The sequence below is a fragment of the Enterobacter sp. SM3 genome (assembly GCF_009811935.2).
Classification (GTDB): Bacteria; Pseudomonadota; Gammaproteobacteria; order Enterobacterales; family Enterobacteriaceae; genus Enterobacter; species Enterobacter asburiae_D.
The window spans coordinates 1,471,520-1,487,388 of sequence record NZ_CP099971.1 but is presented as its reverse complement, the minus strand read 5'-3'; the positions used below and the strand labels follow the sequence as shown (position 1 = coordinate 1,487,388).

The window sequence follows — 15,869 nt, the reverse complement described above, 5'->3', positions numbered from 1 at the left end:
TTTATTTTAAATCCGCATCGTCAAAGCTAAAGCCCGTGTCCGGCATGATGTAGAACCCGGTCAACGCTTTGTTATGGGCTGACACCAGTTTCTCCACCACCAGCGGCACCCACGGTGACTCTTTCCAGATAATGTCCTGCGCGTCTTTGTAGAGGCGTGCCTTCTCTTCCGGTTTGGTGGTTTTCAGGGCATCGGCCAGGTCTTTGTCCACCTGCGGATTGCTGTAAAACGCGGTGTTGAACAGGGTTGGCGGCCAGTTCTGCGAGGCGAACAGCGGCGACAGCGCCCAGTCGGCTTCACCGGTCGAGGCCGTCCAGCCGGTATAGAACATCCGCACGCCGCTCTCTTTCTGCCCTTTCCCCTCCACTTCTGCCGCACGCTGTCCGGCATCCATCGCGGTCACCTGCGCCTTGATGCCGACCTGCGCCAGCTGCTGCTGGGTAAACTGCAGCACCTTCTGGGCGGTACTGTGATTATGCGACGACCACAGCGTGGTGCTGAAACCGTTCGGGAAGCCCGCCTCTTTCAACAACTCGCGCGCTTTGGCCGGATCGTACGGCCACGGCTGATAGCTTCGCGCATAGGCGATAGCCGGCGGCAGCACGCCGGTCGCCGGGGTGGCATAGCCCGCAAAGGCAACCTTCACCAGCGCCTGACGGTTAATGGCGTAGTTGATGGCCTCACGCACCTTCGGGTTATCGAACGGCTTTTGCGTGACGTTCATGCTGATGTAGCGCTGCATGATCGACGGGCTGGCGACCAGCTCCAGCTTGCTGTTTTTCTGCAAAATGGCGGCCTGCTCGTACGGGATCGGGAAGGCAAACTGCGCCTCGCCGGTTTGCAGCATCGCCGCGCGGGTGTTGTTGTCCACCACCGGGCGCCAGGTAATGGTATCGAGCTTCGGCAGCCCCTGCTGCCAGTATCCAGCGAATTTCTTCACCTTCACAAAATCGGTCTGGTTCCAGGTGAGCAGTTCGTAAGGGCCGGTGCCAACAGGGTGGAAGCCGATCTCCTTGCCGTATTTCTTCAGCGCGGCAGGGGAAATCATCGCCGTTGCCGGATGCGCCAGAATATTGATAAACGCGGAGAACGGCTCTTTCAGGGTGATTTTTACCGTCGCCGGGTCGACCACCTCGGTGCTGGCGATATTTTTATACAGGTTATAGCGCTTGAGGCTATTTTCCGGATTGCTGGCGCGGTCAAGGTTAACCTTCACCGCCTCCGCGTTGAAATCTGTCCCATCCTGGAACTTCACGCCGGTCCTGAGCTTGATGGTATACACCAATCCGTCGTCGGACACGGTGTACCCCTCCGCCAGCACGTTTTTGAGCTTCATCTCTTTATCCAGGCCGAAAAGGCCCTGATAGAACGATTTCGCCACCGCCTGAGAGAGCGTGTCGTTGGCGTCATACGGATCGAGCGTGGTGAAATTCGAGCCGACGGCAACCACCACATCTTTGGCAGCGAACGCGGGGGCAGCGGCCAGGGCTGCCGTCACGCTCGCGGCTAACAACCATCTACGCGCTACAAAAGTAACCATTCTGTTCTCCTGCCTGTTGTAAGTTATAACCGCGAAAACGCATTGTCCTGACGCGGGGGAGCGACGAAATGACCCGGACCGACCTCGCGCAGCGTCACGCGCTCCACGGCCTCGCCGCGTTTACGAATATTGCTCGGCATTTCATCCTGCAGCAGCACGCGCTGGCCGTGACGGTGCGCGGGATCGGCAACCGGGACCGCCGCGATAAGCTTGCGGGTATACGGGTGCTGAGGGTTCTCAAACACCGCCCTTCGCGGCCCAATCTCCACGATTTGCCCCATAAACATCACCGCCACGCGATGGCTGATGCGCTCGACCACGGCCATATCGTGCGAGATAAACAGGAAGGCGATCCCCATATCCCGCTGTAAATCCAGCAATAAGTTAATGATCTGCGCCCGGATAGAGACATCCAGCGCCGAGACGGACTCATCGGCAATCACCACTTTCGGGTTTAGCGCCAGCGCGCGGGCGATGCAGATACGCTGCCGCTGTCCGCCTGAAAACTCGTGCGGATAACGCCAGGCGTGCTCCGGCTTCAGGCCGACACGCTCCAGCAGCCACGCGACGCGACGCTGTGCCGCTTCGCCGTCGAGCAGGTTATGTACCCGTAGCGGCTCCATGATCGAATAGCCCACCGTATGGCGCGGATCGAGGGAGGCATACGGATCCTGGAAAATAAACTGAATATCTCGCCGCACCGCCTGCAGCCTGCTGTCCGGAAGGGTATCAATGCGCTCGCCGTTAAAGGTAATGCTGCCTTCCTGTGATTCCACCAGACGGAGCAACGCGCGCCCGGTGGTGGATTTACCGCAGCCGGACTCCCCCACCAGCGCCAGCGTTTCGCCCGGCCAGAGGTCGAAGCTGACGTTTTCCACCGCATGCACTTCGCGCTTCACGCGGTTCAACACGCCGCTGCGCAGCGGAAAACGGGTGACCAGATCGCGCACTTCCAGAATGGGCTTACCCGGCACCACGGTGTCCTGCTCGCGCTCATCTTCGTCCTGCCCCGCCGCATCGAGAGAAATCAGGGGGAAGCGGCGCGGCAAATCGCTGCCGTTCATCCCCCCCAGGCGCGGGACCGCCGCCAGCAGCGCTTTGGTATAGGGATGGACGGGCGCGTGAAAAATCTGCTCGACCGGGCCGGTTTCCACCGCGTTGCCCTTATGCATGACCAGCACGCGATCGGCGATATCGGCGACCACGCCCATATCGTGGGTGATGAAAATCACCCCCATCTCCATCTCCTGCTGCAGCACTTTGATGAGCTGCAGGATCTGCGCCTGAATCGTCACGTCCAGCGCCGTCGTCGGTTCATCGGCAATCAGCACCGCCGGACGGCAGGAGAGCGCCATGGCAATCATCACCCGCTGGCGCATGCCGCCGGAAAGCTGATGCGGGTAGCGACCCAGAATGGCCTGCGCCTCCGGAATGCGCACCAGCTCCAGCATCCGTCGGGCCTCGTTGAGCGCTTCATCGCCGCTCAGCCCCTGATGCAGGCGGATGGACTCGGCGATTTGTTCCCCGACCGGGAAAACCGGGTTCAGGGAGGTCATCGGCTCCTGGAAGATCATCGCAATATCCGCCCCGCGCACGCCCTGCATCTGCGAACCGCTTAGCTCATTTAAATCAATAACCTGACGGTTGCGGCGGCGCAGGAGCATTTTCTCGCTGCTGATTTGCCCGCCCGTCTGCTCCAGCAGGCGCATCAGCGCCAGCGCGGTGACCGATTTACCGGAGCCGGACTCGCCAACAATCGCCAGCGTCTCGCCGCGCCTGAGCGTGAACGATAAATTCTGTACTGCGGGGATGAACTGCCGCTCTTCCTGAAACGCAATATTGAGCTGATGGACAGCCAGCACTTCGCGGTTGTCCAGTTCTTCACTGTGCGGCACGCGCTGCCCCCTTATTCACGATAGATGCCCGTGCTCGGTTCATCACCGGCATAACCCCAGGCGCGATACATGCCTTCGCTGTTGAACGGCAACGCCACGTTGCCCTCGCGATCCACCGCAATGAGCCCGCCGACGCCGCCAAGCGCAGGCAGTTTCTCCATCACCACGCGCTCGCAGGCTTCGCTGAGGCTTAGACCGCCGTAATCCATCAGCGCGGTGATGTCGTAGGCCGCGAGGGCGCGGATAAACACTTCTCCGGTTCCGGTACACGACACCGCCGCCGTCGCGTTATTGGCATAGCAGCCAGCGCCCGGCAGCGGGCTATCGCCGACGCGCCCGGGCAGCTTGTTGGTCATCCCGCCCGTTGACGTCGCCGCCGCGAGGTTTCCGGCCTTATCCAGCGCCACCGCGCCGACCGTGCCCATTTTGGTGGTTTCATCCAGCGGCGCACTGTGGTCAAGCTGCATCATGCCCGCCGAACGGGCTTCCAGCAGCTGCTGATAGCGCTCCTCCGTGGAAAACAGATCCGGCGCTACCGGTTCCATCCCGTGCTCGAAGGCAAACGCCTCTGCCCCGGCCCCCGTCAGCAGCACGTGCGGACTCGCCTCCATCACCAGACGCGCGGCCAGCACCGGATTGCGCAGATGACTCACGCCCGCCACGGCGCCCGCTTTCAGGGTGACGCCGTCCATCACGCAGGCATCCAGCTCGTGCGTTTCATCCCGGGTAAAGACCGAACCGATCCCCGCATTAAATAACGGACACTCTTCCAGCAGGCGCACCGCCTCGGTGACCACATCCAGCGCGCTTTCGCCCGCTTCCAGCATTTTCTGGCCCGTTTCCACAATGGCGTACAGCGCGTCGATATAGCGCTTTTCCTGCTCGGGACTGAGCTGTGCTCGGGTGATTGCCCCGGCGCCACCATGAATTGCGATTACCGCATTAACCATTCGCATCACCCGTTAGCCTGATTTGCGGCTTTTTCTATAAATATCATTATCGTCGATGAAACTTCAGATGATTTTTGAATATAGAAAGACGTAACTGTGATGTAAAGCGTACACCCATCGGGTCATACAGTTAGCCGCACTTTTCTGCCATAATGAGCGCTTTCGTTGTTACTCCGCAGGAGCCCACCATGGATTTTACCGCCGGACTGATGCCGCTTGAGACGGCACTCACGCAGATGCTTGACCGAGTTTCCCCGCTGCATGACGTTGAGACGCTGCCCCTCGTGCGCTGTTTTGGCCGTATCGCCGCGCGCGATATCGTCTCTCCGCTTAACGTGCCGGGGTTTGATAATTCCGCGATGGACGGTTACGCGGTGCGCCTGGCGGATCTCCAGACGGGTTACGCCCTGCCGGTGGCAGGTAAAGCCTTTGCGGGTCAGCCATTTAGCGGTGAGTGGCCTGCGGGCACCTGCGTGCGCATCATGACCGGCGCGCCCGTTCCGTCCGGTTGCGACGCCGTGGTGATGCAGGAAGAGACCGAACAGACCGACGACGGCGTGCGTTTTACCGCGAACGTTAAAGCGGGCCAGAACATCCGCCGCACGGGTGAAGATATCAGGCTTGGCGCAACGGTCTTTGCCGCGGGACAGAAGCTGACGGTAGGTGAACTGCCGGTGCTGGCGTCGCTTGGCGTTGCTGAAATCGACGTTATCCGTAAGGTGCGCGTCGCCGTTTTCTCCACCGGTGACGAGCTGCAGCTTCCGGGCCAGCCGCTGCAGGAGGGCCAGATTTACGATACCAACCGTCTGGCGGTACACCTGATGCTGGAGCAGCTGGGCTGCGAGGTGATTAACCTCGGCATCATTCCTGACGATCCGGAAAAACTGCGCGCCGCGTTTATCGAGGCGGATAACGCAGCCGACGTGGTCATCAGCTCCGGCGGCGTCTCCGTGGGCGAAGCGGATTACACCAAAACCATCCTTGAAGAGCTGGGCGAAATCGCCTTCTGGAAGCTGGCCATCAAGCCGGGCAAACCGTTCGCGTTTGGCAAGCTTCAACACAGCTGGTTCTGTGGCCTGCCGGGTAATCCGGTCTCGGCGGCACTCACCTTCTACCAGCTGGCAATCCCGCTGCTGGCGAAGCTTTCCGGCAACAGCGCCAGCCCGCTGCCTGAACGCCAGCGCGTGCGCGCCGCCACGCGCCTGAAAAAATCACCGGGCCGTCTCGATTTCCAGCGCGGTATTCTGGCGCGCAACGCGGACGGTGAGCTCGAAGTGAGCACCACCGGTCATCAGGGCTCGCACATTTTCAGCTCCTTCAGCCAGGGCAACTGCTTTATCGTGCTGGAGCGCGAGCGCGGCAACGTGGAAGCAGGCGAGTGGGTTGAGGTAGAGCGTTTTAACCACCTGTTCGGAGGCTGACATGACGGTGGAGCTGAGCGACCCGGAGATGATGCGCTACAACCGCCAGATTGTGCTGCGCGGGTTTGACTTCGAAGGCCAGGAAGCGCTCAAGGCGGCCAGCGTGCTGGTTGTCGGGCTCGGCGGTCTGGGCTGCGCCGCCGCGCAGTATCTTGCGGCGGCGGGCGTGGGCAGGATGACGCTGCTGGATTTCGATACCGTATCGGTGTCCAACCTGCAGCGTCAGACGCTGCACAGCGACGCGACGGTTGGCCAGCCGAAAGTGGACTCTGCCCGCACGGCGCTGACGCGCATCAACCCCAACGTTCAGTTCACCCTGATTGGCGAGATGCTGGATGACGACGCGCTGTCGGCGCAGATTGCGCAGCATGACCTGGTGCTCGACTGCACCGATAACGTCACCGTCCGTAACCAGCTGAACGCAGGCTGTTTTGCCCACAAAATCCCGCTGGTCTCCGGCGCGGCGATCCGCATGGAGGGGCAAATCACTGTTTTTACCTACGCTGAGGGTGAACCCTGCTACCGCTGCCTGAGCCGCCTGTTCGGCGAGAACGCGCTAACCTGCGTTGAGGCGGGCGTGATGGCGCCGCTGGTCGGCGTGATTGGCTCCCTGCAGGCGATGGAAGCGATCAAAGTCCTGGCGCACTACGGCACGCCTGCCGCGGGGAAAATCGTGATGTATGACGCGATGACCTGCCAGTTCCGCGAGATGAAGCTGATGCGTAACCCGGGGTGTGAGGTTTGTAGCAAATAAAAAGTCGGGTGGCGGCTCCGCCTTACCCGACCTACAACGGCTCGAACGTAGGCCGGGTAAGCGCCAGCGCCACCCGGCAACAGCGATGCGAACGTAGGCTGGGTAAGCGTGAGCGCCACCCGGCAACAGCATTAGATCGACGTCCGTCCAAACGCCCCCTGCCAGTCCTGCTCAAACTTCACAATCGCCGCATCCACGGCGGGTGAAGTAATAAACTGCTGCGCCACGTCCAGCGGCAGCGTGATGGACTCGCACCCTGCCAGCAGGCAGTCCAGCGCCTGACGCGGCGTTTTAAAGCTCGCGGCCAGCACCTTTGACTGCGGGGCGTGCAGCGTCAGCAGCTGCTGCAGTTCAACCACGGTCTGGATCCCGTCCCCGCCCTGCGCATCCACGCGGTTAACGTAAGGCGCGACATACTCCGCCCCTGCCAGCGCGGACAGCATCCCCTGCGCGGCGCCGTACACCGCCGTGCCCAGCGTCGGGATCCCTTCGGCTTTCAGCATCTTGATTGCCGCCAGCCCTTCTGCGGTCACCGGTACTTTCACCACCAGATCGTTAATGATGGCGCGCAGCTTACGCGCGTCCTCCACCATCCCTTCGGCGGTGGTCGCCATCACCTGGGCGAACAGACGGCCTTTGCCGCCCAGCGCGTCGTGCAGCGCTGGCAGCAGCTCGTCCAGCGGCGTTTTACCTGCCGCCACAATGCTTGGGTTAGTGGTCACGCCCGCCAGCGGGAAGATACGCGCCAGCTTTTTAACTGCCGCAACGTCAGATGTGTCGAGATAAAGTTCCAAGATGTCGCCCTCAAAATTAGCCTGCACTTACCCTATCACGACAAAACCTGCTCAGTAGTTGACCTGCATCAAGATAACTTTCATTCGAAAGTCATTTAATCTTCATATGCAACATGAGAGGCAAAATCATGATCTTCAATATTCAGCGTTACTCTACCCACGACGGCCCCGGTATTCGAACCGTGGTGTTCCTGAAAGGCTGCTCGCTGGGCTGTCGCTGGTGCCAGAACCCGGAAAGCCGCTCCCGCAGCCGGGACGTGCTGTTTGATGCGCGCCTGTGCCTGGACGGCTGCGATCTGTGCCAGCAGGCGGCACCGGGCTGTATCGAACGCGCGCTGAACGGGCTGGTCATTCATCGTGAGAAGCTTGATGACGCCACGCTCAACGCCCTTACCGACTGCTGCCCGACGCAGGCGCTGACCGTCTGCGGTGAAGAACAGCAGGTGGAGGAGATCATGGCGACCGTACTGCGCGATAAACCCTTCTACGACCGCAGCGGCGGCGGGATCACCCTCTCCGGCGGCGAGCCGTTTATGAACCCTGAGCTGGCGCACGCCCTGTTTAAAGCCAGCCACGAACAGGGGATCCACACCGCCGTGGAAACCTGCCTTCACGTGCCGTGGCACTATATCGAGCCGTCATTACCCTACGTCGATCTGTTCCTCGCCGACCTGAAGCACGTCGACGGTGACGTGTTCAAACAGTGGACGGACGGTTCGGCCAAGCGGATCCTGGATAACCTGAAACGCCTTGCCGCGGCCGGGAAAAAAATCACCATCCGCGTGCCGCTGATCCAGGGCTTTAACGCCGATGAAGCGTCCATCACCGCCATTACCAACTTCGCCGCCGACGAGCTTGGCGTCGAGGATATTCATTTTCTGCCGTATCACACGCTGGGCATAAACAAATACACCCTGCTCGGCCAACCCTACTCTGCCCCTGACAAACCGCTGGATAACCCTGCCCTGCTGGACTTCGCGCAGCAGTACGCCTGCCAGAAAGGGTTAACCGCGACCTTACGAGGATAAACCTATGACAACCCTGAATCTCAACACCCTCAGCGAGCGCATTAAAGCGCACAAAACGGCCCTGGTGCATATCGTTAAGCCGCCGGTCTGTACCGAGCGCGCACAGCATTACACCGAAATGTACCAGCAGCACATGGACAAGCCGATTCCGGTACGCCGCGCCCTGGCGCTGGCGCATCACCTGGCTGAACGCACCATCTGGATCAAACACGATGAGCTGATTATCGGTAACCAGGCAAGCGAAGTGCGCGCCGCGCCGATTTTCCCGGAATACACCGTCTCCTGGATTGAGAAAGAGATCGACGATCTGGCGGACCGCCCGGGCGCGGGCTTTGCGGTGAGCGAAGAGAACAAGCGCGTGCTGCATGAGATCTGCCCGTGGTGGCGCGGCCAGACGGTGCAGGATCGCTGCTACGGCATGTTCACCGACGAGCAGAAAGGCCTGCTGGAAACCGGCATTATCAAAGCCGAGGGCAACATGACCTCCGGCGACGCGCACCTGGCGGTGAACTTCCCGCTGGTGCTGGAGAAAGGCCTCGACGGCCTGCGCGCCAAAGTGGCCGAGCGCCGCTCGCGCATCAACCTGACGGTGCTGGAAGACCTGCACGGCGACCAGTTCCTCAAGGCGATTGATATCGTGCTGGAAGCGGTGAGCCTGCACATCAAACGCTTTGCCGACCTGGCGCGTGAAATGGCGTCTACCGAGACCCGCGAAAGCCGCCGCGACGAGCTGCTGGCGATGGCGGAAAACTGCGACGTGATTGCTCACGAGCCGCCAAAAACCTTCTGGCAGGCGCTGCAGCTGTGCTACTTCATTCAGCTGATCCTGCAGATTGAGTCCAACGGCCACTCCGTCTCCTTTGCCCGTATGGACCAGTATCTCTATCCGTACTACCGCCGCGACGTGGAGCTGAACCAGAGCCTCGACCGCGAGCACGCCATCGAGCTGCTGCACAGCTGCTGGCTGAAGCTGCTGGAAGTGAACAAGATCCGCTCCGGCTCTCACTCCAAGGCTTCCGCCGGTAGCCCGCTGTACCAGAACGTCACCATCGGCGGCCAGAAGCTGGTCAACGGTGAGCCAATGGACGCGGTGAACCCGCTCTCCTACGCGATTCTGGAATCGTGCGGTCGCCTGCGCTCCACCCAGCCGAACCTGAGCGTGCGCTACCACGCGGGCATGAGCAACGACTTCCTCGACGCCTGCGTGCAGGTGATCCGCTGCGGCTTCGGCATGCCCGCATTCAACAACGATGAAATCGTCATTCCGGAATTCATCAAGCTCGGCGTTGAGCGCGACGATGCCTACGACTACGCGGCCATCGGCTGTATCGAAACCGCGGTGGGAGGCAAGTGGGGCTATCGCTGCACCGGCATGAGCTTCATCAACTTCGCCCGCGTGATGCTGGCGGCGCTGGAAGGCGGGCGCGACGCCACCAGCGGCAAGGTATTCCTGCCGCAGGAAAAAGCGCTCTCTGCCGGTAACTTCGACAACTTCGACGAGGTGATGGCGGCGTGGGACAGCCAGATCCGCTACTACACCCGCAAATCCATCGAGATTGAGTACGTGGTGGATACCATGCTGGAAGAGAACGTCCACGATATTCTCTGCTCGGCGCTGGTGGACGACTGCATCGAACGTGCGAAAAGCATCAAGCAGGGCGGCGCGAAGTATGACTGGGTCTCCGGTCTGCAGGTGGGTATCGCCAACCTCGGCAACAGCCTGGCGGCGGTGAAAAAGCTGGTGTTCGAACAGGGCACTATCGGTCAGCAGCAGCTGGCGGCCGCGCTGGCGGATGACTTCGAGGGGCTGACCCACGAGCAGCTGCGCCAGCGCCTGATCAACGGCGCGCCGAAGTACGGCAACGATGACGACAGCGTGGATATGCTGCTGACGCGCGCCTATCAGACCTACATCGAAGAGCTGAAGCAGTACCACAACCCGCGCCATGGCCGCGGCCCGATTGGCGGTAACTACTACGCGGGCACCTCTTCCATTTCCGCAAACGTGCCGTTTGGCGCAGCGACAATGGCCACCCCGGACGGACGTAAGGCGCATACCCCGCTGGCGGAAGGGGCAAGCCCGGCTTCCGGTACGGACCACCTCGGCCCGACGGCGGTCATTGGCTCGGTGGGTAAACTGCCTACCGAGGCGATTCTCGGCGGCGTGCTGCTGAACCAGAAGCTGAACCCGTCAACGCTGGAAAACGACAGCGATCGCCAGAAGCTGATGGTGCTGCTGCGCACCTTCTTCGAGGTGCATAAAGGCTGGCATATTCAGTACAACATCGTCTCGCGCGAAACGCTGCTGGAAGCGAAGAAACATCCTGACCAGTATCGTGACCTGGTGGTGCGCGTGGCGGGCTACTCGGCGTTCTTCACTGCCCTGTCGCCGGATGCGCAGGACGATATTATTGCGCGTACTGAGCATACGCTGTAAAAAAACGCCCGGTGGCGCTTCGCTTACCGGGCCTACATTGTCTCCCCGTAGGCCGGGTAAGGCGAAGCCGCCACCCGGCTTTCTGACTTTCATTCGAAATTAAATTTGTGCTCCCCGTCACCTTGTTATTAGAATGTTTCAAAACGCAGTGACCCAGGAGCACAGTATGACCGTAAAAGTTATCGTCACCGATATGGACGGAACTTTCCTTGATGATGCCAAGCAGTACGATCGTGACCGCTTCCAGGCACAGTTTGAACAGCTTAAAGCCCGCGACATTGAATTTGTTGTCGCCAGCGGCAACCAGTATTACCAGCTCATCTCCTTCTTCCCGGAGCTGAAAGACAGGATCTCCTTCGTGGCGGAAAACGGCGCGCTGGTGTTCGATCGCGGCGAACAGATTTTCCACGGCGAGCTGACGCGTCATGAATCGCAGATCGTGATTGGCGAACTGCTGAAAGACAAAGGGCTGAACTTTGTGGCCTGCGGGCTGGAGAGTGCATATGTGAGCGACCAGGCCCCTGAAGAATTTGTGGCGCTGATGTCAAAGCACTACCATCGCTTAAAGCGCATCAGCGATTACCGCGAAATCGACGACGTGCTGTTTAAGTTCTCCCTGAACCTGCCGGACAGCGATATCCCTAATCTGGTGGATAAACTTCACGTCTCCCTGGACGGCATCATGAAGCCGGTCACCAGCGGCTTTGGCTTTGTGGATTTAATTATCCCCGGCCTGCACAAAGCCAACGGCATCAGCCGTCTGCTGAAACGCTGGAAAATCTCCCCGCAGGAGTGCGTGGCCATTGGCGACAGCGGCAACGATGCCGAGATGCTAAAGCTGGTGAAATATTCCTTTGCGATGGGCAACGCGGCGCAGAGCATCAAAGAAATCAGCCGCTACAGCACCGACGACAACAACCATCAGGGCGCGCTGAACGTTATTCAGGCCGTGCTCGACAACCATTCCCCGTTCGACGCCTGATCCTCTCCTCGCCGGAGCCTCGCTCCGGCCTCTCACTCTTTTTCCGTCCTGTGGCTTGCGTCAAGTTTTTAAACTTGCATTAACTTATTTTTAACTTAAAGTATCACTTGTAGACACTTTTACTTTCGAATGAAAGATGTGAGGCGGTTATGACCTTTTCCAGTGAAACTTTGCCAGCGGATCCCAAAGCGGCAATCCGTCAGTTGAAACGTGAGCTGCGCGCGCAGATCGGCGACGTGCAGGCGGTGTTTAATAAGCTCAGCGATAAAATTGCCACCCGCGTGGCGGAGATCAACGCCCTTAAGAACAAAGGCGAATCCGTCTGGCCGGAGATCCCGTTTGCGGACGTGAAAAACGGCACCATTACCGACGCACAGCGCGAAGCCGTTAAACGCCGCGGCTGCGCGGTGATTAAAGGTCATTTCCCGCGCGAGCAGGCGCTGGCGTGGGATCGGTCGATGCTCGACTATCTCGATCTGAACAAATTTGACGACGTGTACAAAGGGCCAGGCGATAACTTCTTCGGCACCTTAACGGCCTCCCGCCCGGAGATTTACCCGATTTACTGGTCGCAGGCGCAGATGCAGGCGCGCCAGAGCGAAGAGATGGCGCAGGTGCAGTCGTTCCTGAACCGTCTCTGGACATTCGAGAGCAACGGCAAGCAGTGGTTCAACCCGGACGTGAGCGTAATTTACCCGGACCGTATCCGCCGCCGTCCGCCGGGAACCACCTCGAAAGGACTGGGCGCGCATACCGACTCCGGCGCGCTGGAGCGCTGGCTGCTGCCGGCCTATCAGCAGGTCTTTGCCCGCGTGTTTGACGGCAACGTCGATAAGTACGATCCGTGGAACGCCGCGCACCGTACCGAAGTGGAAGAGTACACCGTCGATAACACCACCAAATGCTCGGTGTTCCGCACCTTCCAGGGCTGGACGGCGCTGTCGGATATGATCCCCGGACAGGGCTTGCTGCACGTAGTGCCCATCCCGGAAGCGATGGCTTACATTCTGCTGCGCCCGCTGCTGGACGACGTGCCGGAAGACGAGCTTTGCGGCGTGGCGCCAGGGCGCGTGCTGCCGGTTTCCGAGAAGTGGCACCCGCTGCTGATCGAGGCATTAAGCAGCATTCCGGCACTCGAGGCGGGCGATTCCGTGTGGTGGCACTGCGATGTGATCCACTCCGTCGCGCCGGTGGAAAATCAGCAGGGCTGGGGCAACGTGATGTACATTCCTGCCGCGCCGATGTGCGAGAAAAACCTCGCCTACGCGAAGAAGGTCAAGGAAGCGCTGGAAACCGGCGCGTCGCCGGGAGACTTCCCGCGCGAGGATTATGAAAAGAGCTGGCAGGACCGCTTTACCGTGAACGATCTCAACATCCACGGCAAGCGCGCGCTGGGCATGGTCTAACTGTCGTACAGGCCTTCCCGCTCCACGGCGGTGCGTCGTTTTCCCTGACGTATCCGCCGTACCGATTCCCGTACGGTCAGGGTTCCATTAAGCAACAGCGTGCCTACCGGCGCGTCCGGGCGCATCAGCCGCTGCTGGAGCATATATACCGCTTCTGTTCCCAGCTCATCGCGGGGAACATGCACGGCCGTTAATGGAACATCCTGAATCGCCGCCAGGTTAAAGCCGTCAATGCTCATCACCGACACGTCCTGCGGCACGCGCAGACCGTGGTTTTGTAATGCGCTAATGGTGCCCGCCGCCATAAAGTCGCCGCCGACCAGAAACGCCGTCGGCAGGTCTTTGCCCTTCTGCTGGTTAAGCCACTCGCTGACCATCTGTTCCGTTTCGCGCGCGCTGAAGCTGGGCACCACCAGCAGATCGCGTTTATCGTTGAACGACATGTTGTGGGCCTGCCACGCATCGCGGATCCCCGACAGGCGCAGCTCCATGGTGTAGCGACGCAGGCACAGCACGTTCATCACCTCACGGTGCCCCATCTCGAACAGGTACTCTGCTGCCCGCTCGCCAATGGCGCGATGGTCCGGCGCGACGGCAGGCAGACGCACGTGGCGGTCCCGGCAGTTAATCAGCATGCAGGGTTTACCCACGTCCACCGCCAGATCGTGGATATGCGGATCGTCGATGCCAAGAAGGATTGCCGCCTGGGTATCCGCTTCGTTCATCCGCGCCAGAAACAGCTGGGCGTCGCTGTCGTTCTCTTCCAGCGCGCAGTAGCGAAGCCGCACATCGTGGGACGCCAGACCTTTGCTCACGCTCTGGATCACGCGGTAGTAAAAGATGTCGGACCGCTCGTCGAAGGCGCGCTGGGGGGCAAAAACCACCAGGCTATTGAGCAGCAACCGACCCGCCGCCATGCCGTCCATTACCCCCAGCTCCCGCGCGCACGCCAGCACCTTTGCGCGCGCCTTTTCACTGGTATTCGCTTTTCCCGCCAGGACCCGCGACACGGTGCTGATCGAGAGCTGCGTTCGGGCGGCGATTTCGGTGATTTTTAGCCTTTTGTCCATTTTGTGATCTGGCTCCATTTGCGAAATGAAAAAATTTTCATAGCGTATCCGTCAGGCAATAACTGACATAAATACCATCATGCCAGAGGCATTTCGTCAGTTATGAGAAATTTTGCACAAAATCCACTATTGCCTGCTCATTTTCTCCCTTAAGGTGAACTTGTCACACAACTTCCATACTAGTTGTATAGCAACTTAAGTTGTTTAAACGGATAGAAATCAAAGGCATAAAAATCTGTGTGACACCTGAACCTCCGTCCCCTTACCGTCCGTCTTGTGGAGAGTAAAATGAGTCAGGACATCAATAACACCGTTGCGACAAGCAAAACCCGTCGCGTCATCAAGAACCTACGCTGGTACGTGCTGGTGCTGTTCTTACTTGGCGTCACCGTTAACTACATCACCCGAAATTCGTTAGGCATTCTTGCCCCCGAGCTGAAAGAGAGCCTCGGGATCACCACCGAGCAATACTCCTGGATCGTCGGCGCGTTCCAGATCGCCTACACCATTTTCCAGCCCCTGTGCGGCTGGCTGATTGACGTCATCGGCCTGAAGATTGGCTTTATGGTCTGCGCCGGGATCTGGGCGCTGATGTGTATTTTCCACGCGGGCGCCGGAAGCTGGCTGCACCTGGCGATTCTGCGCTTCTTTATGGGTGCCTCAGAGGCCGCCGCCACCCCGGCGAACGCCAAAACCATCGGCGAATGGTTCCCGAAATCTGAACGTCCCGTTGCCGCCGGCTGGGCGGGCGTAGGCTTCTCCATCGGCGCGATGCTGGCTCCGCCTATCATCTACTTTGCTCACGCCTCGTTCGGCTGGCAGGGCGCGTTTATGTTTACCGGCGTGCTGGCGCTGCTGTGGGTGATCCTGTGGTGGGCGTTCTACCACAACCCGGAGCAGCACCCGAACCTGAGCAAGGACGAGCTGGCGTTTATCAAGCAGGATAACGAACCGCCCGCGGTGAGACTGCCCTTCCTGACCGCGCTGAAAACCGTCTCGAAAAACAAACGCTTCTACGGTATCGCCATCCCGGCCTTTATGGCGGAACCGGCCTGGGCGGTGCTGAGCTTCTGGGTGCCGCTGTACCTCGCCAAAGAGCACGGCATGGATCTGAAGCAGATTGCGATGTTTGCCTGGCTGCCGTTCCTCGCCGCCGACCTCGGCAGCGTGGCGAGCGGCTACCTGACGCGTCTGTACACCCGCCTGTTCGGCTGCTCCCGCGTTAACTCGGTCGTTGCAAGCTCCGTGACGGGCGCGTTCCTGATGATCTCGCTGGGTATCGTGGCCATTACCCGCGACCCGTATATCACCATCGTGCTGATCTCCATCGGCGGCTTCGGGCACCAGATCATCTCCTGCATGCTGAGCGCCCTGGTCGTGGAGTCGTTCGACAAAGGCCAGATGGCGACCGTCAACGGCATGCGCGGCTCGGCGGCGTGGATCGCCAGCTTCCTGTTCTCGCTGTTAATCGGCGTGACCGCCGACAAAATCGGCTTTAACCCGCTCTTTATCGCCATGGGCTTCTTTGACCTGATTGGCGCCGTCTTCCTGGTAGCATTTATTGCTGAACGCCGCGCCAAGCGCGCCTGATA

General features: G+C 60.0%; 12 protein-coding genes. 7 read left to right on the top strand and 5 right to left on the bottom strand.

Annotated elements, in window-relative coordinates; all coding sequences use genetic code 11:
- Window position 1: 1 nt before the first annotated feature.
- The 3 genes from gsiB to iaaA are packed head-to-tail and all read right to left on the bottom strand — an operon-like array spanning window position 2 to window position 4,385.
- A complete protein-coding gene (gsiB, locus tag GVO84_RS06880; protein WP_159513719.1) occupies window positions 2-1,540 on the bottom strand; it encodes a glutathione ABC transporter substrate-binding protein GsiB in 1,539 nt (512 codons plus the stop codon).
- A 23-nt stretch (window positions 1,541-1,563) separates the two neighbouring features.
- Entirely contained in the window at window positions 1,564-3,435 is a 1,872-nt protein-coding gene (gene gsiA / locus GVO84_RS06875) for a glutathione ABC transporter ATP-binding protein GsiA (protein ID WP_159513718.1), read from the bottom strand.
- 11 nt (window positions 3,436-3,446) lie between these two features.
- Window positions 3,447-4,385 carry a beta-aspartyl-peptidase gene (gene iaaA, locus GVO84_RS06870; protein WP_159513717.1) on the bottom strand — a complete coding sequence of 313 codons (939 nt, stop codon included), beginning with the start codon at window positions 4,383-4,385 and terminating at the stop codon, window positions 3,447-3,449.
- Between the two features lie 188 nt (window positions 4,386-4,573).
- On the opposite strand from iaaA, the gene moeA reads away from it, so the two are divergent.
- Both moeA and moeB read left to right on the top strand, forming a co-directional pair.
- The gene (moeA, locus tag GVO84_RS06865; RefSeq protein ID WP_159513716.1) at window positions 4,574-5,806 is read left to right on the top strand and encodes a molybdopterin molybdotransferase MoeA; all 1,233 of its coding nucleotides are present in this window, start codon (window positions 4,574-4,576) and stop codon (window positions 5,804-5,806) included.
- 1 nt (window position 5,807) lies between these two features.
- Window positions 5,808-6,560 carry a molybdopterin-synthase adenylyltransferase MoeB gene (gene moeB, locus GVO84_RS06860; protein ID WP_159513715.1) on the top strand — a complete coding sequence of 251 codons (753 nt, stop codon included), beginning with the start codon at window positions 5,808-5,810 and terminating at the stop codon, window positions 6,558-6,560.
- Window positions 6,561-6,691: 131 nt separating this feature from the next.
- Here the strand turns inward: moeB and fsa are convergent, their stop codons facing one another.
- The gene (gene fsa, locus GVO84_RS06855; RefSeq protein WP_023326972.1) at window positions 6,692-7,354 is read right to left on the bottom strand and encodes a fructose-6-phosphate aldolase; all 663 of its coding nucleotides are present in this window, start codon (window positions 7,352-7,354) and stop codon (window positions 6,692-6,694) included.
- 128 nt (window positions 7,355-7,482) lie between these two features.
- Here fsa and GVO84_RS06850 point away from each other — a divergent pair, with 128 nt between their 5' ends.
- The 4 genes from GVO84_RS06850 to GVO84_RS06835 all read left to right on the top strand — a co-directional run bounded on the left by GVO84_RS06850 (window position 7,483) and on the right by GVO84_RS06835 (window position 13,207).
- Window positions 7,483-8,382: a glycyl-radical enzyme activating protein gene (locus GVO84_RS06850; RefSeq protein ID WP_159513714.1), complete on the top strand. Its 900-nt coding sequence runs from the start codon at window positions 7,483-7,485 to the stop codon at window positions 8,380-8,382.
- Between the two features lie 4 nt (window positions 8,383-8,386).
- On the top strand, window positions 8,387-10,819 hold the full coding sequence (locus tag GVO84_RS06845; protein WP_159513713.1) for a formate C-acetyltransferase/glycerol dehydratase family glycyl radical enzyme: 2,433 nt from the start codon (window positions 8,387-8,389) through the stop codon (window positions 10,817-10,819).
- A gap of 166 nt (window positions 10,820-10,985) precedes the next feature.
- Window positions 10,986-11,801 (top strand): Cof-type HAD-IIB family hydrolase, encoded by an 816-nt coding sequence (locus tag GVO84_RS06840; protein ID WP_121425675.1) that lies wholly within the window; start codon window positions 10,986-10,988, stop codon window positions 11,799-11,801.
- 149 nt (window positions 11,802-11,950) lie between these two features.
- The gene (locus GVO84_RS06835) at window positions 11,951-13,207 is read left to right on the top strand and encodes a DUF1479 domain-containing protein (protein WP_159513712.1); all 1,257 of its coding nucleotides are present in this window, start codon (window positions 11,951-11,953) and stop codon (window positions 13,205-13,207) included.
- Here GVO84_RS06835 and GVO84_RS06830 read toward each other — a convergent pair.
- Complete coding sequence (locus GVO84_RS06830; RefSeq protein WP_159513711.1) at window positions 13,204-14,277, bottom strand: LacI family DNA-binding transcriptional regulator; 1,074 nt, start codon at window positions 14,275-14,277, stop codon at window positions 13,204-13,206. The two genes, GVO84_RS06835 and GVO84_RS06830, sit on opposite strands and share 4 nt — an antisense overlap.
- Window positions 14,278-14,565: 288 nt before the next feature.
- Between GVO84_RS06830 and GVO84_RS06825 the strand changes: the two genes are divergently transcribed.
- A complete protein-coding gene (locus GVO84_RS06825) occupies window positions 14,566-15,867 on the top strand; it encodes an MFS transporter (protein ID WP_023335029.1) in 1,302 nt (433 codons plus the stop codon).
- Window positions 15,868-15,869: the final 2 nt, after the last annotated feature.